General features: G+C 62.4%; 13 protein-coding genes. 1 reads left to right on the top strand and 12 read right to left on the bottom strand.

The window, feature by feature from the left end; all coding sequences use genetic code 11:
• Positions 1-5: 5 nt before the first annotated feature.
• The 10 genes from FBY10_RS08555 to urtA all read right to left on the bottom strand — a co-directional run bounded on the left by FBY10_RS08555 (position 6) and on the right by urtA (position 8142).
• On the bottom strand, positions 6-311 hold the full coding sequence (locus FBY10_RS08555) for an urease subunit beta (RefSeq protein WP_027607724.1): 306 nt from the start codon (positions 309-311) through the stop codon (positions 6-8).
• Positions 308-841, bottom strand: a complete 534-nt coding sequence (locus FBY10_RS08550; RefSeq protein WP_145336043.1) for a GNAT family N-acetyltransferase — start codon at positions 839-841, stop codon at positions 308-310. The genes FBY10_RS08555 and FBY10_RS08550 overlap by 4 nt, the downstream gene beginning before the upstream one ends.
• A gap of 5 nt (positions 842-846) precedes the next feature.
• A complete protein-coding gene (locus tag FBY10_RS08545; RefSeq protein WP_090400824.1) occupies positions 847-1359 on the bottom strand; it encodes a GNAT family N-acetyltransferase in 513 nt (170 codons plus the stop codon).
• A 9-nt stretch (positions 1360-1368) separates the two neighbouring features.
• Complete coding sequence (gene ureA / locus FBY10_RS08540) at positions 1369-1671, bottom strand: urease subunit gamma (RefSeq protein ID WP_003171437.1); 303 nt, start codon at positions 1669-1671, stop codon at positions 1369-1371.
• Positions 1672-1816: 145 nt separating this feature from the next.
• The gene (locus tag FBY10_RS08535; protein ID WP_131696733.1) at positions 1817-2656 is read right to left on the bottom strand and encodes an urease accessory protein UreD; all 840 of its coding nucleotides are present in this window, start codon (positions 2654-2656) and stop codon (positions 1817-1819) included.
• A gap of 33 nt (positions 2657-2689) precedes the next feature.
• Positions 2690-3388, bottom strand: coding sequence for an urea ABC transporter ATP-binding subunit UrtE (urtE, locus tag FBY10_RS08530; protein ID WP_122538470.1), 699 nt, complete (start codon positions 3386-3388; stop codon positions 2690-2692).
• Between the two features lie 12 nt (positions 3389-3400).
• Complete coding sequence (gene urtD / locus FBY10_RS08525) at positions 3401-4234, bottom strand: urea ABC transporter ATP-binding protein UrtD (protein WP_178116730.1); 834 nt, start codon at positions 4232-4234, stop codon at positions 3401-3403.
• On the bottom strand, positions 4231-5298 hold the full coding sequence (gene urtC / locus FBY10_RS08520) for an urea ABC transporter permease subunit UrtC (protein WP_131696731.1): 1068 nt from the start codon (positions 5296-5298) through the stop codon (positions 4231-4233). Before urtC ends, urtD begins: the two co-directional genes overlap by 4 nt.
• Positions 5298-6800: an urea ABC transporter permease subunit UrtB gene (gene urtB / locus FBY10_RS08515; protein ID WP_145336045.1), complete on the bottom strand. Its 1503-nt coding sequence runs from the start codon at positions 6798-6800 to the stop codon at positions 5298-5300. Before urtB ends, urtC begins: the two co-directional genes overlap by 1 nt.
• A gap of 76 nt (positions 6801-6876) precedes the next feature.
• Complete coding sequence (gene urtA, locus FBY10_RS08510; protein ID WP_131696729.1) at positions 6877-8142, bottom strand: urea ABC transporter substrate-binding protein; 1266 nt, start codon at positions 8140-8142, stop codon at positions 6877-6879.
• 319 nt (positions 8143-8461) lie between these two features.
• Between urtA and FBY10_RS08505 the strand changes: the two genes are divergently transcribed.
• Positions 8462-16324: a DUF4329 domain-containing protein gene (locus tag FBY10_RS08505; protein ID WP_145336047.1), complete on the top strand. Its 7863-nt coding sequence runs from the start codon at positions 8462-8464 to the stop codon at positions 16322-16324.
• Between the two features lie 97 nt (positions 16325-16421).
• Here the strand turns inward: FBY10_RS08505 and FBY10_RS08500 are convergent, their stop codons facing one another.
• Together FBY10_RS08500 and FBY10_RS08495 are read right to left on the bottom strand one after the other, a co-directional pair.
• Complete coding sequence (locus FBY10_RS08500; protein ID WP_145336050.1) at positions 16422-17804, bottom strand: PepSY domain-containing protein; 1383 nt, start codon at positions 17802-17804, stop codon at positions 16422-16424.
• Between the two features lie 117 nt (positions 17805-17921).
• Positions 17922-19991 (bottom strand): TonB-dependent copper receptor, encoded by a 2070-nt coding sequence (locus FBY10_RS08495; protein ID WP_145336052.1) that lies wholly within the window; start codon positions 19989-19991, stop codon positions 17922-17924.
• Between the last annotated feature and the right edge of the window lie 67 nt (positions 19992-20058).

Here is a 20058-nt window from a genome sequence, read left to right as displayed (position 1 = left end):
AGGCCCTAAAGGTCGCCCATGATCCGTCCGGCAAACCCGAATACCCGCCGTCCGCCGCTCAAATCAACCAGCTCGACCTCACGGCTCTGCCCCGGCTCAAACCGCACCGCCGTGCCCGCCGGAATATTCAGGCGCATGCCGCGGCTCAATGGACGGTCAAACGTCAGCGCGTCATTGGTCTCGAAAAAATGGTAGTGCGAACCCACCTGGATCGGCCGGTCGCCGCTGTTGGCCACGCTGAGGGTGACGGTGCGCCGGCCGACGTTGAGTTCGATCTCGCCAGGCTGGATCTGATATTCGCCAGGAATCATGCAGGTTGCCCCAGGGTCTTGAAGTAGATGGCGGTCGGGCTGTAGCGCCCGTCCGGGCTTTGGCAGTAGTCGGGCAGTTCACCGAGCTTGGTGTAGCGCAGCGACTGGTAGAAGGCTTCGGCAGGCGAGCCGGCTTCGGTGTCCAGGTACAGCAGGCCGCGCTTGTGCTGGCGCGCGGCGAGCTCCAGGGTGTTCATCAATTGTTGGCCCAGGCCGTGGCGCCGCGCGCTGCTGTGCACCAGCAGCTTTTGCACTTCGGCGCGGTTCAGGCCGTTGGCTTTCTGACACAGTGCCAACTGCACGCTGGCGATCACCTGCTCATCGCGCACCACCACCCACAGCAACAGGCCGGCGTCTTCAATGCTCGCCTGCACGCTTTCCAGATAGACGCGGGCCTGGGCCTCATCGAAGTCGGCCATAAAACCAACCGACGCACCCTGCTTGACCGCATCCAGTAACAGCTCGATCAGGCCCCGGCGGTAGTGGGCAAAACTTTCAGCATTGACTCGACGCAGTTGCGCGGCATTCATCGAACTCACTCCTTGGGCGGTTGCGCGCCCGGATTCAATGTCAGTTGCATAAAGGTCAGGTCCAGCCAGCGGCCGAACTTGATGCCCACTTGGGGCATTTGCCCGGTGGTGACGAACCCCAGGCGTTCATGCAGGCGGATCGACGCCAGGTTGCCGCTTTCGATAGCCGCCACCATCACATGCTTGCCACAGGTTCTGGCGCGTTCGATCAGGGCCTGCATCAGCAGTGGGCCAAGGCCTTTGCCGCGCTGGTCGTTGCGTACATACACCGAGTGCTCGACGCTGTAGCGGTAGCCTTCGAACGCGCGCCAATCGCCAAACGAGGCATAGCCGATCACTTGCTCATTTTCGGTCGCCACCAGAATCGGATAGCCCTGGGCCTGGCGTGCACTGAGCCAGGCCTGGCGGTTGCCGAGATCCACCAGTTGTTCGTTCCAGATCGCCGTGGTGTTGAGTACCGCGTCGTTGTAGATGTCGCGGATCGCCGGCAGGTCTTGCTCGGTTGCATCACGAATCATGGCCGTGCCTCACGCGATGGGTTGGTGGACAGTCACCAGTTTGGTGCCGTCGGGGAAGGTGGCTTCCACCTGGATATCCGGGATCATTTCCGGGATGCCTTCCATCACCTGTTCACGGCTGAGCAGGGTGGTGCCGTAGTGCATCAGGTCGGCCACGGTGCGGCCATCGCGGGCGCCTTCCATCAAGGCGGCGGAGATATAGGCGATGGTTTCCGGGTAGTTGAGCTTCACACCGCGCGCCAGGCGCCGTTCGGCTACTAAGCCGGCGGTGAAGATCAGCAGTTTGTCTTTTTCCCGTGGGGTCAGGTCCATGGTTCAAGGTCCTTCAAACATCATTCATAAAAACACCGCAGATCCCCTGTGGGAGGGGGCTTGACCCCGATAGGGCCGTGTCAGGCAATGCATCTGTCACTGATCCACCGCTATCGGGAGCAAGCCTCCTCCCACATGTTGATCTTCAGGTGCTCCAGATTCTTGGTGAGACCGCCTCTCGCCCAAACATGGCGGGGCGTAACAATTTCCATAAATCAATCAACCATCCCCGCGCCAGCAGCGCTTCGCTGGCCAGGCAGCGGGCGACCAGCAAGCCGGGCAGTTGGGTCAGGTCGCCGCGCACGGCGTGGGGCAGGGCGCGGCAGTGTTCGAGTAATTCAGGTTCTATATCGCCGGTCACCAGCAGTGTGGCGAACACCGGTTGGCCGTCCAGGCCGATGGGCGAGTCGAGCAGACCGTCGGCGCCCACAATGCGCTGGCGCTCGTGCCAGAGCAACTGGCCGTCGCGGCGGATATCCAGGTGCGATTGAAAGTGCCCCAGGTCGAAACGCTCGCCACTGGCCGGGCGTCCCAGGGCGATCACGTCCCAGTAGAACAACCGGGCATCGCCGTGCAGGTCGATGCGGGTGCTGAGTTCGGCCTGGGCGGCGCTGAACACGATGGTTTCCTGGGGCAGCCATTCCAGGGTCGCGCCGGTTTCCACGGTCAGGTCCAACTGCTGAAACGCCGGGCCGCTGGCGCGATACCACTTGGCTGCGCCGGGGCTGGTCAACTGGGCCCAGGCGCCCTCGGCGACATGGGCGCGGATGTCCAGGCGATCACCGCCGGCAATCCCGCCAGGTGGGTGCACGATGATGTGCTGGCACACCTCGGGACCTTCGGCGTACAGGTGCTTTTGCACCCGCAGCGGGCCGAGATGGCGGCGCATCACCGGGCGCGTGGTGTCGCCGAAGCGCGCATAGCCGAGTTCCAGCTCGGCGTGCCAGCTGGGCGTGAACAGGGCAGGGGAAACGGGCAGGTTCATGGTTTCTTGTGCTTATCGTCAGGACGCTACAGGTTAGATGGTAACCAAGCCGCGCACACCCTCGCTTTCCATATTTTCACCGCGGCCCTGCTGCACGATTTCACCGCGCGACATCACCAGGTAGTGGTCGGCCAACTCGGCAGCAAAGTCGTAGAACTGCTCCACCAACAGGATCGCCATGTCGCCGCGCGCCGCGAGTTTCTTGATCACTGCGCCGATCTCCTTGATTACCGACGGCTGGATGCCTTCGGTGGGCTCATCGAGGATCAACAGGCGCGGACGGCTGGCCAGGGCCCGGCCGATGGCCAACTGTTGCTGCTGGCCGCCGGACAAATCGCCGCCGCGCCGGTGCTTCATTTGCAGCAAAACCGGGAACAGTTCATAGATAAACGCCGGCACTTCCTTGGCTTCCGAGCCGGGAAAACGCGACAGCCCCATCAGCAGGTTTTCTTCCACCGTCAGGCGCCCGAAAATCTCCCGGCCCTGGGGCACATAGGCGATCCCTGCGTGCACCCGCTGGTGCGGCTTGAAGCCGGTGATGGCCTTGCCTTCCCAATTCACCGCGCCTTCTTTGGCCGGCAGCAGGCCCATCAGGCATTTGAGCAGGGTGGTCTTGCCCACGCCGTTACGGCCGAGCAGGCAGGTGACTTCGCCGATCTTCACGTCGAAGGACAGCCCACGCAGGATGTGGCTACCGCCGTAGTACTGGTGCAGCTTGTCGACTTGCAGCATGTTCAGTTCTCCTTAGCGACCGAGGTACACCTCGATCACCCGCTCATTTTCCTGCACCTGTTCCAGCGACCCTTCGGCCAGCACACTGCCCTGGTGCAACACGGTCACGTGGTCGGCAATCGAGCCGACAAAACCCATGTCGTGTTCCACCACCATCAACGAATGCTTGCCCGCCAGGCGCTTGAACAGTTCGGCGGTGAATTCGGTTTCGGCGTCGGTCATGCCCGCCACCGGTTCGTCCAGCAGCAACAGTTGCGGGTCTTGCATCAGCAGCATGCCGATTTCCAGGAACTGCTTTTGCCCGTGTGAGAGCAGCCCGGCGGGCCGATGCACCGAAGCGGTGAGGCGGATGGTGTCGAGCACTTCATCGATACGATCCTTTTGCTCACCGCTCAGGCGTGCACGCAGGCTGGCCCACACCGACTTGTCGGTCTTCTGCGCCAGCTCCAGGTTTTCGAACACGCTCAGTGCTTCGAACACCGTGGGTTTCTGGAACTTGCGACCGATGCCGGCCTGGGCGATCTGCACTTCGCTCATGCTGGTCAAGTCGAGGGTTTCGCCAAACCAGGCCTTGCCGTGGCTGGGCCGGGTCTTGCCGGTGATCACGTCCATCAGCGTGGTCTTGCCCGCGCCGTTGGGGCCGATGATGCAGCGCAATTCGCCGACCCCGATGTACAGGTTCAAGTTGTTGAGCGCCTTGAAACCGTCAAAGCTGACGCTGATGTCTTCGAGGGTCAGGATGGTGCCATGGCGGGTGTTCAGGCCGGTGCCTGCGGCCTGGCCGATGCCGATCGCATCGCGGCCGCTGCCCGCATCAAAAATAGGTTCGAGCATGACGTTCCTCATTTCTTCAACAGCCCGATAACGCCCTTGGGCAGGTACAGGGTGACGATGATGAACAGCGCCCCGAGGAAGAACAGCCAGTACTCCGGAAAGGCCACGGTGAACCAGCTCTTCATGCCATTGACCACGCCCGCGCCGAGCAACGGCCCGATCAGCGTGCCACGCCCGCCCAAGGCCACCCATACGGCGGCTTCGATGGAGTTGGTCGGCGACATTTCACTCGGGTTGATGATGCCCACTTGCGGCACGTACAACGCACCTGCCAAGCCGCATAACACCGCGCTCAACACCCATACGAACAGCTTGAAGCCGCGCGGGTCGTAGCCGCAGAACATCAGGCGGTTCTCGGCATCGCGCAGAGCGGTCAGCACCCGGCCGAACTTGCTCTGGGCCAGGCGCCAGCCGATGTACAGGCTCGCCACCAGCAACCCCACTGTTGCCACGAACAGCACGGCACGCGTGCCTGGTTCGGTAATGCCAAAGCCGAGGATGCTGCGGAAGTTGGTGAAGCCGTTGTTGCCACCGAACCCGGTCTCGTTGCGAAAAAACAACAGCATCCCGGCAAAGGTCAGCGCCTGGGTCATGATCGAGAAATACACGCCCTTGATCCGCGAGCGGAACGCGAAGAAGCCGAACACCAGCGCCAGCACGCCCGGCGCCAATACCACCAGGCACAGGGCCCAGAGGAAGTGCTCGGTGCCGACCCAATACCAGGGCAATTCGGTCCACGACAAAAAGGTCATGAACGCCGGCAGCTCATCGCCAGAGGCCTGGCGCATCAGGTACATGCCCATCGCATAACCGCCGAGGGCAAAGAACAGGCCGTGGCCCAGGGACAGCATCCCCGCATAACCCCACACCAGGTCCAAGGCCAGGGCGACGATGGCGTAGCAAAGGATCTTGCCCACCAATGTCAGGGTGTAGGCCGATACATGCAGCGGGTTGTCCGGCGACAGCAGCGAACACAACGGCAGGGCCAGCAGCAGCAACAGCACCACCGCGCCGACTGCAATCGTCACCTTGGGGCCGGCCTTTTGTGCGGCCGTGAGCATCAATGGCTGGTTCATCAGTCAATCACCCGTCCTTTCAGTGCGAAGAGTCCCTGCGGGCGTTTCTGGATAAACAGAATGATCAGCGCGAGGATCAGGATCTTGCCGAGCACGGCACCGATCTGTGGTTCCAGGATCTTGTTGGCGATACCCAGGCCGAACGCTGCCATCACGCTGCCGGCCAACTGGCCGACACCGCCGAGTACCACCACCAGGAACGAGTCGATGATGTAGCTCTGGCCCAGGTCCGGGCCGACGTTACCGATCTGGCTCAGCGCCACGCCGCCCAGCCCGGCAATGCCGGAGCCCAGGCCAAACGCGAGCATGTCCACACGCCCGGTGGGCACGCCGCAGCAGGCGGCCATGTTGCGGTTCTGGGTGACGGCGCGCACATTGAGCCCCAGGCGCGTCTTGTTCAGCAGCAGCCAGGTCAGCACTACCACAAACAGCGCGAAAGCGATGATCACGATGCGGTTGTACGGCAGCACCAGGTTGGGCAGCACTTGAATGCCGCCCGACAGCCACTGCGGGTTGGCCACCTCGACGTTCTGCGCACCAAACACCAGGCGCACCAGTTGGATCAGCATCAGGCTGATGCCCCAGGTGGCGAGCAGGGTTTCCAGTGGCCTCCCGTACAGGTGACGAATCACCGTGCGCTCCAGGGCCATGCCGATTGCGGCGGTGACGAAAAACGCCACCGGCAGCGCGATCAGCGGGTAGAACTCGATGGCCGCAGGCACGTAGCGCTGCATCAGCAGTTGCACCACATAGGTGGAGTAGGCGCCGAGCATCAGCATCTCGCCGTGGGCCATGTTGATCACACCGAGCAGGCCGAAGGTGATCGCCAGGCCCAGGGCCGCCAGCAGCAGGATCGATCCCAGGGACATGCCGCTGAAGGCCTGGCCGAGGATTTCACCCATCATCAGTTTGCGTTTGACCTGGGCCAGGCTGGTCTCGGCGGCGGTGTGCACGGCGGCGTCGGTTTCCACACCGGGCGCCAGCAGCGCTTCGAGGCGGGTGCGGGCCAGCGGGTCGCCGGTACTGCCGAGCAGGCGCACCGCAGCGAGGCGCACCACCGGGTCGGTGTCCACCAGTTGCAGGTTGGCCAGGGCCAGGCTGAGGGCGGTGTGCACGTCCTCGTTGGTTTCGGCGGCGACCTGCTGGTCGAGGAATTTGAGTTGCGCAGGTTGCGCGCTTTTTTGCAGGGTTTGCGCAGCGGCCAGGCGCACCTTGGGGTCGGCGGCGAGCAGTTGCTGGCTGGCTTGTACGTTATCGATCAGGCCACGCAGGCGGTTGTTCAGGCGCACGGTCTTGGTTTCACCGTTGAGCGTGAGCTTGCCTTGTTGCAGGGCGTCCACCAACTCGATGCGCGCCGGGTCGGGCTGGGCGGCCCAGTCCTGGAGGAGCTTGGCTTGTTGCATCGGGTTGGCGGCCAGGAAGTCTTCGGCGTCGCCGGCATGTACTGCCAAGGGCAGCAATAGCAGCAATGCCAGGAGATAGCGATTGAGGGCAGCGGGCATAAACAAATGTCCTAGTCATGCGCGGACAGTGTGGGAGGGGGCAAGCCCGCTCCCACAGTTGACCTGTGGTCGGGCTTTAGTTGCTCTTCACCGCATAGTCCGGCTTCTTGTCATTGCCCGGAATGTAAGGGCTCCACGGCTGCGCCCGGATCGGTTCCTGGGTCTGCCACACCACCGAGAACTGCCCATCGGACTGGATCTCGCCGATCATCACCGGCTTGTGCAGGTGGTGGTTGGTCTTGTCCATGGTCAGGGTGAAGCCCGACGGCGCTGCGAAGGTCTGGCCGGCCAGTGCTTCACGCACTTTGTCGACGTCGGTGGATTTGGCTTTTTCCACTGCCTGCGCCCACATGTGGATGCCCACGTAGGTGGCTTCCATCGGGTCGTTGGTCACGGCTTTGTCCGCGCCCGGCAGGTTGTGTTTCTTGGCGTAGGCTTTCCAGTCGGCGACGAACTTGGTGTTCACCGGGTTCTCCACCGACTGGAAGTAGTTCCAGGCCGCCAGGTTGCCCACCAGCGGCTTGGTGTCGATGCCGCGCAGTTCTTCTTCGCCCACGGAGAAAGCCACCACCGGTACGTCGGTCGCCTTCAAACCCTGGTTGGCCAGCTCTTTGTAGAACGGCACGTTGGAGTCGCCGTTCACGGTGGAAATCACCGCTGTCTTGCCGCCAGCGGAGAACTTCTTGATGTTGGCAACAATGGTCTGGTAATCGGCGTGGCCGAATGGGGTGTAGACCTCTTCGATATCTTTATCCGCTACGCCTTTGGAGTGCAGGAACGAGCGCAGAATCTTGTTGGTGGTGCGCGGGTACACATAGTCGGTGCCGAGCAGGAAGAAACGCTTGGCGCTGCCGCCTTCTTCGCTCATCAGGTATTCCACCGCCGGGATCGCCTGCTGGTTCGGCGCCGCACCGGTGTAGAACACGTTCGGCGACATCTCTTCGCCTTCGTATTGCACCGGGTAGAACAGCAGGCCGTTGAGTTCTTCGAACACCGGCAATACCGATTTGCGCGACACCGAGGTCCAGCAGCCAAACACCACGGCGACCTTGTCCTGGGTCAGCAACTGCCGGCCTTTTTCCGCGAACAACGGCCAGTTCGAAGCCGGGTCCACCACGACCGGCTCAAGCATCTTGCCATTCACCCCGCCCTTGGCGTTGATCTCGTCGATGGTCATCAGCGCCATGTCTTTGAGGGACGTTTCGGAGATGGCCATGGTGCCGGACAGCGAGTGCAGGATGCCGACCTTGATGGTCTCGGCGGCCTGCACGGTCCACGTCATGCCCATGGCGACAATGGAGGCGGACAGGGTGAAAGCCTTGATCAAGCTGCGACGCTTCATGGTGCGGTCTCCGTAAACGTTTAGTTTTTTTTGATAGGCCGATGTGAACGCTGAACAGGTACTAGCAAAGGCTGTGCCCGATGGAGAAATGCCCGGTTTTACTGGAGAAAAAGCCCGGCAGCGGTTGTGTGTGCACCAATAGCGGGCAGGCACGCATAGGCGGTGCAGGCGGTGCGCCTAAAGAGTGCTGCGCCCCCAGAAAACTGGATAACTATGCAGTGCCCTCGCTGTGATCCAAGCGAGGACGCTGTTGGGTGGCTGGCGTTCTGCAAGCCCGGTGCGGGTGAGCACCGACAATGAGCGTGATCAAGGAAGTGTCATGGAAGAGTATTTACCCAGAGAAAAACGAGCGGCCGCCTCGGCGGTGAGAGGTATTCAGTACAAGCTCAGTCCTGCATTTATCAGTGCCGACGATGCCGCGCGTTATGTGCACGCGCGCATCGGCAACAAGCGTGACAAGGAATACGGCAGCGTCATTCTCCAGCGCTTGGCGGATAACAAGGTCTTTGCCACCGAGCCGATTCCCGGCAAGGCGGTGACCTTCGATTTTTCATTGCTGCTGGCGCGTGGGGCGCGCAACGAGTTTCTCGCCCCGACGGGTTATAAACTGGTGGGAGGGGTGCACTCCCACCCTGAGCAATTTGCCGATTTGAAGGCGAAGAACCCACGGTTCCGCGATCTTCAGGTGCGTATTTTCAACAGTTTTTTTTCTGAGCGGGACGTTGTCTTCAATCACTATGAGGGGCGCGCGTTTGGCGCTGCCTACCTGTCGGGCCCCAATGGTGTACTGCTCAAGTACCTGCCCAGCTTCTCCGAAGCCGAGCGCAGGTTTGTCGATTGGATCGATAACGTCAGCACCGCCGTGCCTGAGGATGGGCACGACGGCTCGCTGGAAGGTTTCATCAAGAAGGTGGCGTCTTTGGGGCGCCTGTCATTGTTGGTCGCCAACGCGGATTGGGGCGGCGTCAGTGGCGTCATCGATCATCTCTGGCAGCCTTACCTGCCCTTGAAGGCAGGGCGTGAGACGATTGCGTGTGGCGGGCTCTACCCTGATGTGACGCGGGCACTGAATGCTGCGCAGGCCCGCATGAGGCGCACGCCCAACGTGCACCAGATGGCAATGGTGCTCAAACATGAGTTGCGTGATGAGTTCGTCGCTACCCAGGCTTTTTCCCTCAGCAGCGCAGCGCAATTGCCGGTCGATAACCAACTGCCGTTGCTCGCGGGCGGGCCGTTGTTGCCGGAGGGCTTTCACCTGCATGGGTTCTTCTATTTGTCGCGGCCGGTGCCGGCGCTGTTCCCCACGGTAGAACCCTGGCTGTACCAGCAGTTCTTCAGCCCCGAGGAGCTGGCAGCCTACATCGCCACATCCCGTCGCTACCTGCATGCGTCGCCGTCTGTGCTGGGTATCTCGTTGTACCTGCGCACCCGGGACAATGCGCTGTTGCGCTACCGGTTCAGTGGCTCGCCGGCGGAAACCCGATTGCTCGGTACTGAGCAGGCAGACCTTCAGCAGGCGTTGACCCCGCGTCAGTTTGTGGCGCGGGTGGCCGAAGCCGGTGAGTTGAGCGTCGAGCAGACCAGCCCGCTGTGGGATGTGGAAGGTGTGGTCGAGAGTGGCTGGGTACCCTATGCAACCTTCCCGTTCAAAAAACCAACGCTGGGCCAATCGTTTTCGTCGGCCGACAAGGCGGCGCGGTTCGCCCATGCGCAGGTGGGCGCGCGGCGTGAGCGTGAATATGGGGCGCTGATACTCAAGCATCCCGACCAGCATTACGTGTTGACCGAACTGCTGGAAACGGGTGCCAACCCTTTTGGGTTCGAGGGTTTCTTTCCCTGGGATACCTACAGCAAACAACTGGCACTGCCCGATGGTTACCAATTGCAGGGCTGGTTCGGCTCACACAGGGCGGTGTCGTCCGCGGACCTCGATAGCGCGTTCAAGATGAGGTGGACTCAGGACGATATCAGCGTCCACGCCCAGAGTTTCTCGGATGTCGAGGCATACCGTGTGCATCAGTTGCAAGTGCCGGGCTATCTCTCGGGCGCTGTGGACAGCCTGGTCGTGCTGGAACCCCAGGCGCCGGACCAGGCCGAGTTCTCCCGTTTTTTTGCGCCGGCGACCCAAGGCAGCTTGATTTCCAGGCAGCTGGCGGACGGTACCTATAAGCCCGCCGATGTCGTACGCAAGCTGGCAGAGGTCAGCCGATTGCGGGTTGTGCTGGGCAATGGGTTATGGGGGGCGGCCGCCGTTGTCGACCGACACTGGAAACCCTTTGCGGCAGTACCGCCGCCCAAATCCCGGCCGGGCGGCGTCGACAGGGTGGTGACCCTGCCGACCTTGAGTCCGGCGTTTATTTCGCCGGATGACGCGGCGCTCTGGGCCCACCGACGTATCGGGGCGCGACGCGAACGAGAGTACGGCGGGGTGATTCTGCAAAGCCCTGGCGGCTATTTTTTCGCCACCGAACCGGTGCATGGCAAAGAGCTTGAGTTCGATGTGCGCGAGGTGTTGAGCACCCATGCCGATGGCAGCTTCTTGTCGATCCCTGGGTATCAGCGGGCTGCGCTCTACCATTCCCACCCGGCGGACCATGAGGTGGTAGCGAGCAGCAATCCGAATTTTTCCCCTCAGCAGGTGAAAGCACACCTGAATTTTTTCTCCACGTGGGACGCCGCCGCCGACATCGTCTGGCAAAAAAACTTCGCGCTTTCGTACGTGTCCGGGCCGGATGACTCACTGATTCGCTATCGACCCAGTGGCACATTTGCGGAAAAACAGTACGCCAAGTGGCTGTTGGGAGAAATTGCCGATGGCCCTTTCGGCAGCGATGGGACGCTGGAGGGTTTCATAAAAAAAATGCAGATGCTGGGAGAACTGAGTTTTGTCACCGCCAGCGCCCTGTGGGGCGGTTCTCGAGGCGTGGTGCCGGCAAACTGGCAACCCTACCAGGCATTCGCACACACGCCGACGGGGATGCGGCCTTTGCTGTCTGCCGTATGCACCGCGCCCACCGATGCCATCCAGGCTGCCGTGGAGGGCTTGCCTGCCAGTCAGGACACCTGGCGCATCGGCCTGATCCTCAAGCGTAGTGGCCAGCCGGAATACCTGGCGACCCCAGCGCTGGGCACTCAGCAACCGCGGTTCTCCATGACGGACTTTCTGATGTGGAACCAGGACGGTCGTTATGTACTGCCTGACGGGTTTGTCATCGAAGGGTTTTACTGCGACGCGCCCCCGGCGCGATCCCGGGTACCGGAGGCACAGCCGTGGCTGTATCGCAGCTTTTTCCCGGCGTTGGGGTTGGCGACGGCGGCGCAGCAGGCGCGTCTGATCCCCCGTGAGCAAGTGGCGGAGCAGGGCGTGAGTCTTTATCTACGAGCCCCGGACGACGCGGTGCTTGCGTACCGGTTTTCCTATTCGCAGAAGGAGGCTGGCCTTTATCGCGTCCAAGGCACCACGGTGGACGATCACGGATTTGAAAGCGCGCTGTTGACGGGTGTGCTGACCCCGCAGGCTTACGTCCACAAGGTGGCAATGGCCGGGACGCTGCAGGTGCTCAGTACCAGCCGGATCTGGGACCAGGCCGGGGAGGTGGTGGATAACTGGCGGCCTTTTTCGAACATTCCCGAACCGGTGGTCGGCCCCGCCTTTGCCTTGCCCGATGACGCCGCCTACTGGGCTCACACCAGTATTGGCGAGCGGCGGGACAAGGAGTACGGCGGCGCGATCCTCAAGCGCGATAACCACTATTTCGCCACGGTGCCGGTTGCGGGTGACGAGGTGCGGTTCGACTTCCAGCGTATCCTGGCCACCGATGATCAGGGGCACTTCATCGCCCCGGCTTCTTATGAGTGCCAGGGTCTCTATCATTCCCACCCCGCCGACACCGGCGAGGTGAAGCAGCACAATCCCAGCTTCAACCTGGACCAGGTGGCGCTGTTCACCAGCTTCTTCTCGAATGCCGATCAGGTGTTTGCCCTGACCCACCGTGATTTCACTCCGGTGCATTATCTGTCCGGGCCTGATGGCTCGTTGCTCAAGTACACCAGCAGTGGTTCGAACGAAGAGCAAGTGTTATTGCGACAGATGACCGGGGCCGAGCCAGTGGTGCCGTTCACGGCATTTGAAGGTGCCGTGTGGAACCTGGCGCAAGCCGGAGACTTGCGGGTGGTGGTCGCCAACAAAGTGTGGGGCGGGATTCGTGGTCGCGTGGTAAAGGGCTGGACGCTGGGCAGCCCGGTCAGCCGTGAGGCCACGGTACAGGACCAGCCGTTTTTTAGCCCTCAGACCAGCATGGGGCACACCGCTGTGTTGGTCGCCCTGAACAGTCGCGATCTATCGGGGCGTGCCGCCGTGGGGTTTGTACTCAAGCACCGAACGGCCCCGAGTTATATCGCCACGTTGCCGGCGGCTCCGGGCACCACCTTGGGCAGCTTGTTTCCTGTGCGTGAAAACGGCCAGCCGAAGCTGGTATCGAACTACCGCCTGGTGGGGCTCTATTACGCGAACTCGGCCCAGGCACCGCAGAAACTGCCGCCCGAGGACGCGTGGCTGTATAAGCGCTTTGCGTCCCCAGCGCTGCTGGTGGATGTGATGACGCAGTCGCTGGCCACCACAGGTATCCAGATCGCCTCCCTCGGGCTCAAGCTCTACCTGCGAACCGCTGACAATGCCTTGCTGCACTGGCAGGTCCCGAGTGCTGAGTCCGCCCAGGAGCTGTTTACCCTCGACGGCCAAACCGTCACCGACAAAGGCAATGAAGCAGCGTTGCTCGACGGCTCGCTGTCACCCCGGGATTTTGTTCGCCGGGTGGCCCGTGCCGGCGACCTGGTGGTGGTTCAGCGAGGCGGGCTCTGGAGCACGCTGGGGCCGGTGCATGACAGCGAGGCATTACCACTGGGCTCGACTGCAGTGTCACTGAGTGCCGCGTTCCTCACCGCCGATGATGCCGCACGTCATGCCCACGAGAAGATCGGCTTTCGCCGGGGAACCGCCTATGGCGGTTATATCCTCAAGGGCACAACGGGGCGATTTGTGTTCACCGAGCCCATGATCATTCACGGCGATGGATTCGCCACCGACCTGCTGACACCCATCGTGGGCAATGGGGCACTGGTGCCCCCCGCAGGCTACCGGATTCATGCGCGCTATGCCTCCCACGCGGCGTTGTCTGCGGGTGATCGGGAACGCCAGCAGCGATTGAAATGGACGCTGACCGACCTGGAGGTCAACACCACGTTGTTCTCGGATGTGGAGATCCGCTCGGTGATTCAGTCGCGGTTGCCGGCCTATTTGAGCGGTTCGCCCAATAACCTGATCAGCTACACCCCCAGTGGCTCGGACAGGGAGTTGCTGGTACAGAGCAATACCACCCGCGAGCCGGGCAAAAACGGCTATTTCGAGCGGCTGGAGTCGGGCGCGCTCAAACCGGTGGACATCGTTACCCGGCTGGCCGATGCGGGCAGTCTCCAGGTGCTTGTGCAGAGCCCCCTGTGGGGCCCGCGCGGCAGGGTCTACAACGACTGGACGCCGAACTTCGAGTACGCCGCCGCTGCGCTGCAAACCCCGGCGTTGGGTGCGATCTTCAGCAGTCAGGACGCGGCCGCGATCAATGCCCATGTTCGCGGGTACGGCAGGAACCTGGATGCTCAAGGGTGTACCGCGTACATCCTCAAGCACCCGCAGGCGGATGAGTACGTGGTTAGCGAACTCTTACCCATGAGTACCAACGGACGTTGGTTGAGCGACGCTTCCAGGGGGAGTGGCTACCTGGGGGGTGGAAGTTTTGTGCAAAATTTCGTGCTGGTGGGGCTGCTCTATTCACAGCAATGGCAACCCTCGGGATTACCGACCCTGGAGGCCTGGCTGACGCAGTTTTTTGTCACGCCCGAGGTGCTGTTGCGTGCCGAAGAAGATGCCCGGTACCTGCCTCGCGCGTCCACCAACGGTGCGCTGCCGGTCTACCTGTCGACCCTGGATGGTGCCCTGTTGCGTTACCAGCCCCAAGCTTCCACCCTGCTCAAGGCGCCAAGCGCTGACGAGGGCGTGACGATTGAAGGCATGAGCCTGCGCAATGGCGCGTTCGATACGCGCCGGTATATTTCACTGGTCGCCCGCGCCGGTGACCTGCGGGTGCTGTACAGCAGCCAGTGCTGGGACCGACGAGGCGCGGTGAGCCCCGGCACCGAACAATGGCGACCGTATGCCAATTTCATCCGCCGTCGTCTGGGCCCGGCGTTCCACGATCAGGACGACGCGGCACGCCATGCACGCTCGCTGCTCCAGAGTAACGGGTTGATGGGCGGCTTGATTCTCAAGCGTCCGGATGGTTTGTTCGTGACCACCGAACCCCTGAAAGTGCCTCGGGAAGACTTTGACCCCAAGTGGATTTTCCCTGACGAAGTGGTCAGTACCGGCGGCTTCCCGGGGGGCCATACCATTGTCGCGCGCTACCGCTCAAGCTCGCCTCGCGACCTGCCGTTTGCGCTGGAAGCCCGGCAGGAGAGCCTCTACCGCAACATGCTGTCCACCCGGGTGATTTCTGCGGCTCTCTCGGGCCAGGATGCCAGCCTGGTCCGCGAGTACCTGTTGGGCTCCGATGGTTGTGTACTGAGCTACACCCGCAGCCATACCACCCTGGAAGAACAACTGAAAAAGGACCTGGTGCCGCTGAACCGGGTCCGCGGGGACCGCTTGGAAAACCGCATCGAACGTCAGATTCGCACAGGCGAATTGACCCCCGCTGAGTTCGTCACCCGCCTGGGCAATGCCGGTGTATTGCGCGTGGTGGAGGGCAGCCAGGCCTGGGGGATCCCACGCAGGATAACCGGGGCGTTCGTGGCGGTTCAGGTCGAGCCGTTGATGATCAGAAACGCGCTGGCAGACCCGGCGTTCAGTCCGATCTTCACCCAGCAGAAGGATGCGGTGCGTTATGCCCATGAGCACCGCAGGCATGGCGAACACCTGCAATTCGGCTACATCTTCAAGTCGAAGAAAAACGGGCGCTACATGGTCAGCCTGCCCTTGGTACGCCAGAGCTATCGTGACTTTGGGCAAGTCTTTCCCCATGGCCTGCTCCCCCAGGACTATGGACTGGAGGGTTTCTATCTGTGTGCCAGCAACGAAACCCTGGCCCCCGTCGGTGATCCGCTGCGCCAGGCGTTCTTTTCTCCTACGGATATCGACACCGGCATCCGCTTCGCCTTGCAGGGGGTGAAGGACAAGCAACTGGCGTTTTACCTGTCGTGCCAGGACGGAGCCTTGCTTCAGTATCAGTACCAGGGCACCGATGCTCAACTGGACAGTTGGGGGCGACTGGTCGAGCTTCGGCAGCAGTTGCGCGATGGCGTGAGGACGGTGCTCAGTTACGTGCATGACCTTATCGCAATCGGCCAGTTGGACACCCTTGTGCCGGGGCGAATCTGGACCACGCGCAATCGTATCGATCAGTTCTGGCAGCCTGGCGTTGCCGAGATATTTGTCCCACCGTGGGCGGCGGCCTGTGGGCCGGTGTTTTCCCACGGCGATGATGCCGTGCGTGACCTCAAGCGCCGACTGTCGCCCTATCAGAGTCAGCAGTACCTCTCTGCGGTGCTTGCCAATGGCGGGGGGGCCTCGTTCCTGGCCACGTTGCCGGTCGCCGCAGGGCTTGCCGAGTCGCTGATTCTGCGCTTGTTCTACAGCGGGCCCCAGGGTGCGGTCCAACCGGCGATGCCACCTGCACCCATGCCGGACTTCCCGTCAGGCTACGCTGTTGCAGGCGTTCACCTGTTGTTCAGCAGCATGCCGGCCACGGACAGCCGTGAAGCCAGGGACCAAGCCCTGATCCGCAACTTTGTGGCACCGTCCTCCGTGAGCTATTTCATTCGCGTATTACGGGGCGGCACTCGTCAGCCCGCGGCGCTGTACCTGTCGTGTCTGGGCGGTGGGTTATTGAAGTATCTGCCGAGCTTTTCGCCTCAGGAAAGCCAGGTGCTGGTGGCGGGTCCGAACGTGTATCCCAGCGTTTTTCTGAAGGGCTTGGTCAAGGTCGGGAAGCTGTTTGTCCTGGATAAGGATGATTTCTGGATGAACGAAGGGCAGTTGTCTGAACAACAACTGGAGCGTTCCAATGGCCCGGAAATCGAGGGCCCGGAAGAGGATGAACCGCTGAGCATTCGTGACCGCGATGAGCTGTAAGCGTTAGCGCGTCAGGCCGATAAAGCACAGACCACGGGGCGACAGCGAGAGGGTGCTGTCGCCCCGTGGTGTTCAGTGCCAGGGCATCTCACCCGGTTTATGTCGAACCTGTGGTGGATTGACGTTGCGTAAACAGCCGCGACAACACCAGGCGATCCAGTGCCCAGATCACGATCAACGAGGCGCCCACCAGCGGGAAAATGATCGCCAGCCCGAGCATGATCACCATCGCGGTTTTCCACTTCGGCAGGTCGTGACGCAACGGCGGAACACCCAGGCCGCCCTGGGGACGGCGCTTCCACCAGATCACCACACCGCTTACGGCGCTGAGCAGGATCATCAGGCAGATCAGCAGCACGATCAGTTGGTTCACCCAGCCGAACATCTTGCCCTCGTGCAGCATTACGCCGGTCTCGGTGGCCCGCGCCACGGTGTTGTAGTGCGCCCAGCGCACATCGGCGAGGACTTTGCCGGTGTATTGGTCCACGTGCAGCGTGGCGTCGTTGCGCGGGTCGTCGGCGAACACGGCGATAGTGAACACGCCCTCGGCGGTGGTGGGGACGGTGATGCTGTAGCCGGGCTCGACCTTGCGTGCGTTGGCCAGGTCAACCACGTGTTGCAGGCTGACGGTGGGGGCTGCGGGAGCGGCGTGCATGGCGCCGTGCTTCATGTGTTCGGCATGATCGCCGGACATCGGCATCGGCGTATTTTCCATGGCCCAGGGCACGGTCTGTTGCGTCGCGGTGTTGAGCACGCGCGCCTGTTGGTCGGACTGCGGCACGTTGTTCCACATCGCCGCCGGGAAGGTGTTCCACAGGTCGGCGTATTGCTTGCCCCAGAAGCCGGTCCAGGTCATGCCGCTGAGCAGCATCACCAGCAAAAACGCCGCGCCCCAGAAACCTGCGACGGCATGCAGATCACGCCAGAACACGCGGCCACGGGTATTGAAACGTGGCCACAGCACGCCGGCCGACGTCTTGCCGCGCGGCCACCACAGGTACAGGCCGGACACCACCAGCATCACACCCCAACCGGCAGCGAGTTCCACCAGGCGATCGCCGACGGTGCCGATCATCAACTCGCCGTGCAGGGCGCGGGCAATGGCTTGCAGGTTTTTTTTCGCATCCTGCTCACCGAGTACGGTGCCGCGATAGGGGTCGACGAACACCGTCACTTCGCGACCACCGTCGTGCATCACGAACTGCGCGCTGCTGGTGGCGTCGACGGGTGGCAGGTACTTGCTGATCTTGCCCTGGGGAAAGGCCGCCTGGGCACGTTGCAACTGTTCGTCGGCACTCAGTGCGTGCTCGGCGCTTTGCACCTTGAGCAGGTCGCCGTACATCAGCGGGTCGAGTTGGGGCTTGAACAGGTAAATGATGCCGGTCAGGGCCAGCAGTACCATGAAAGGGGCGACGAAGAGGCCGGCGTAGAAGTGCCAGCGCCAGGCCAGGTTGTAGAAGGAAACTTTTTGAGTGGTCATCAGGGATGCTCCGCAAAGCTTAATTTTTTGTCGTTGGTCAGGCCGCCATCGGGGGCAAGCCCCCTCCCACATGTGGAATGCATTCCAACTGTGGGAGGGGGCTTGCCCCCGATGCTTTTAGAAGCTCATATCCACCTTGGTCCACAGAGTGCGACCTGGCTCCTTGATGGCCTGCGGGTCGTTGGCCGGGTAGCCGAACCCGGCGTTGCCGGCCAGGTTCAAGTGCTCGGCGTAGGCTTTGCCGAACAGGTTGTCGACGCCGGTGCTGACCTTGAAGTTTTTGTTGATGCGATACGCGCCATTCAGCGAGAACACGCCAAAGCCGCCGCTCTTGTCGTAGTCCTTGCCGACCACGTTGCCCTTGTTCTGGTCGATGCGGTTTTGCGCCGCCACCACCCGCCACAGGGCGCCGACGCTCCAGTCGTCCTCGCTGTAGGTCAGGCCGAAACGTGCATCCAGCGGCGGCATTTGCGGCAGGGCCTTGCCGTCGCTGCTGTTCTTGCCCCAGGCGTAGGCGAGGGTGGCGTCGGCCTTCCAGTGTTGCGTCAGCGTGTAGGCCGCGCCCAGTTCGCCGCCCATGATGCGCGCGTCCACATTGCGTGCCTGGGAGGTGGTGCCCATCATCCCCGGCCGGTAGTCGAACAGGATGAAGTCACGCACCTGGCCGACGTAGCCCGAGGCCCAGGCTTCGAGGTTGTCGGCTTTGTACTGCGCGCCGAAGTCGAGCTGGGTGGTTTTCTCCGGCTTCACGCCGTCGAAGGCGTTGACTGAACCGACTGCACCGGTGTTGGGCGAGAACAGCTCCCAGTAATCCGGAAAGCGTTCCGAGTGGCCCAGGCCGGCATAGAGCGTGGTCGGGCTGTCGGCCAGGTCGTGCTCGTAGCGCATAAAGCCCGAGGGCAGGGTATCGGCGCGGGTGTCGTCGGCGGTCGGGTTGGCGCGTGCGCTCATGCCGGAACCGGTGGTCTGGCGGAAGTCCTTGGCCGAGGCGCGGTCCAGGCGCGCGCCGGTGATCAGGCGGTCACGGTCGGCGGCGTACCAGGTGAGTTCGCCGAACACGCCGTAGTTGTGGAAGTTGGCGTCCTTGACCTTGGGCAAATCCTTGTAGGTGTCGATGCCCATGCTGCTGCGTTGGCGATGCTCGTTGGTCTGTGCATCCAGGCCGCTGATCAGTTGCACGTCGGCCCAACGCCAGGTGGCCTTGATGCGCGCGCCGAGGGTGCGGCGGTCGACGTTGGAGGCCATGGGCCCGGCCATCATCCCGGTGCCCGAGGGCGTGCGCAGGCTGTAGTTGTCCATCACGTGGTCGGCGTAGTTGTAGTAGACCTGGGCTTCGACCTTATCCAGCACTTCGCCGATATTCGATTTCTCGAAGCGCAGGCCCAGGCTTTCGCGCAGGAACTGCGAGCCGTCCATGCCGCGCCCGGCGTAACGCGCTTCGCCGTCGCCACGGCCGGCGGTGAGCTCCAGCAGGGTGTCGGCATCCGGGGTGAGGCCGACGGCAACGTCGCCATTCCACTTGTCGTAACGCGAGGCGACGGTGTCGTTGTTGCCGTCCTTGTAGTCATCGGCATGGGCCTGGTTACCGATTACCCGCACATAGCCCAGCGGCCCGCCAGCGGCGGCATCGATGACCTTGTCGAAGCGCCCGTTGGAACCGGCCAATACACTGGCATTGAGCCGCGTGCCGAGTTCACCGAAGTGCTCCGGTTCGCGCTCGAACAGGACGGTGCCGGCCGACGCGCCCGGGCCCCAGAGTACGGTCTGCGGGCCTTTGATCACGGTGAGCTTGTCGTAGGTTTCCGGCGAAATGTACGAGGTCGGTGCATCCATCCTGCCGGGGCAGGCGCCGAGCATCATGCTGCCGTTGGTGAGGATGTTCAGGCGTGAGCCGAACATGCCGCGCAGCACCGGGTCGCCATTGGTGCCGCCGTTGCGTACCAGGGCGAAGCCGGGGATGGTCTTGAGGTAGTCGCCGCCATCGCTGGCGGGCACCGGTTGGCGCGGGTCCTTGGGGTTGGTAATCACGGTCAGCGGCGAGCTGGGCGCGATCGCGGTGATCACCGTGGGCGTCAGCTCATGTTCGGCGTGCTCATCGGCCTGAGCGTGGGGGGCGAGCAGGGCGCCGCATAGGGCAGCGAGCACAGAAGTACTTCCCAAACGGGAGTCAGCAGTAAACCTGGACATGACAAATTCCATCAATCAATCGTAAACAACACGGCCAGCAGCCTGCGGCTGTCTGTCTAAAGTCGGC

The sequence above is a fragment of the Pseudomonas sp. SJZ103 genome, from assembly GCF_007828335.1.
Lineage (GTDB): Bacteria > Pseudomonadota > Gammaproteobacteria > Pseudomonadales > Pseudomonadaceae > Aquipseudomonas.
Note: the sequence above shows the minus strand (reverse complement) of the source record. Positions and strands in the feature narration are given on the sequence as shown.

Bases quoted from the DNA above. Each gene is read 5' to 3' on its own strand.
- urtB (WP_145336045.1), bottom strand. From the start codon at position 6,800: ATGCCCGCTGCCCTCAATCGCTATCTCCTGGCATTGCTGCTATTGCTG.
- urtA (WP_131696729.1), bottom strand. From the start codon at position 8,142: ATGAAGCGTCGCAGCTTGATCAAGGCTTTCACCCTGTCCGCCTCCATT.
- urtD (WP_178116730.1), bottom strand. From the start codon at position 4,234: ATGAGGAACGTCATGCTCGAACCTATTTTTGATGCGGGCAGCGGCCGC.
- FBY10_RS08500 (WP_145336050.1), bottom strand. From the start codon at position 17,804: ATGACCACTCAAAAAGTTTCCTTCTACAACCTGGCCTGGCGCTGGCAC.
- FBY10_RS08535 (WP_131696733.1), bottom strand. From the start codon at position 2,656: ATGAACCTGCCCGTTTCCCCTGCCCTGTTCACGCCCAGCTGGCACGCC.
- FBY10_RS08555 (WP_027607724.1), bottom strand. From the start codon at position 311: ATGATTCCTGGCGAATATCAGATCCAGCCTGGCGAGATCGAACTCAAC.
- urtE (WP_122538470.1), bottom strand. From the start codon at position 3,388: ATGCTGCAAGTCGACAAGCTGCACCAGTACTACGGCGGTAGCCACATC.
- FBY10_RS08495 (WP_145336052.1), bottom strand. From the start codon at position 19,991: ATGTCCAGGTTTACTGCTGACTCCCGTTTGGGAAGTACTTCTGTGCTC.
- urtC (WP_131696731.1), bottom strand. From the start codon at position 5,298: ATGAACCAGCCATTGATGCTCACGGCCGCACAAAAGGCCGGCCCCAAG.
- FBY10_RS08550 (WP_145336043.1), bottom strand. From the start codon at position 841: ATGAATGCCGCGCAACTGCGTCGAGTCAATGCTGAAAGTTTTGCCCAC.
- FBY10_RS08505 (WP_145336047.1), top strand. From the start codon at position 8,462: ATGGAAGAGTATTTACCCAGAGAAAAACGAGCGGCCGCCTCGGCGGTG.
- ureA (WP_003171437.1), bottom strand. From the start codon at position 1,671: ATGGACCTGACCCCACGGGAAAAAGACAAACTGCTGATCTTCACCGCC.
- FBY10_RS08545 (WP_090400824.1), bottom strand. From the start codon at position 1,359: ATGATTCGTGATGCAACCGAGCAAGACCTGCCGGCGATCCGCGACATC.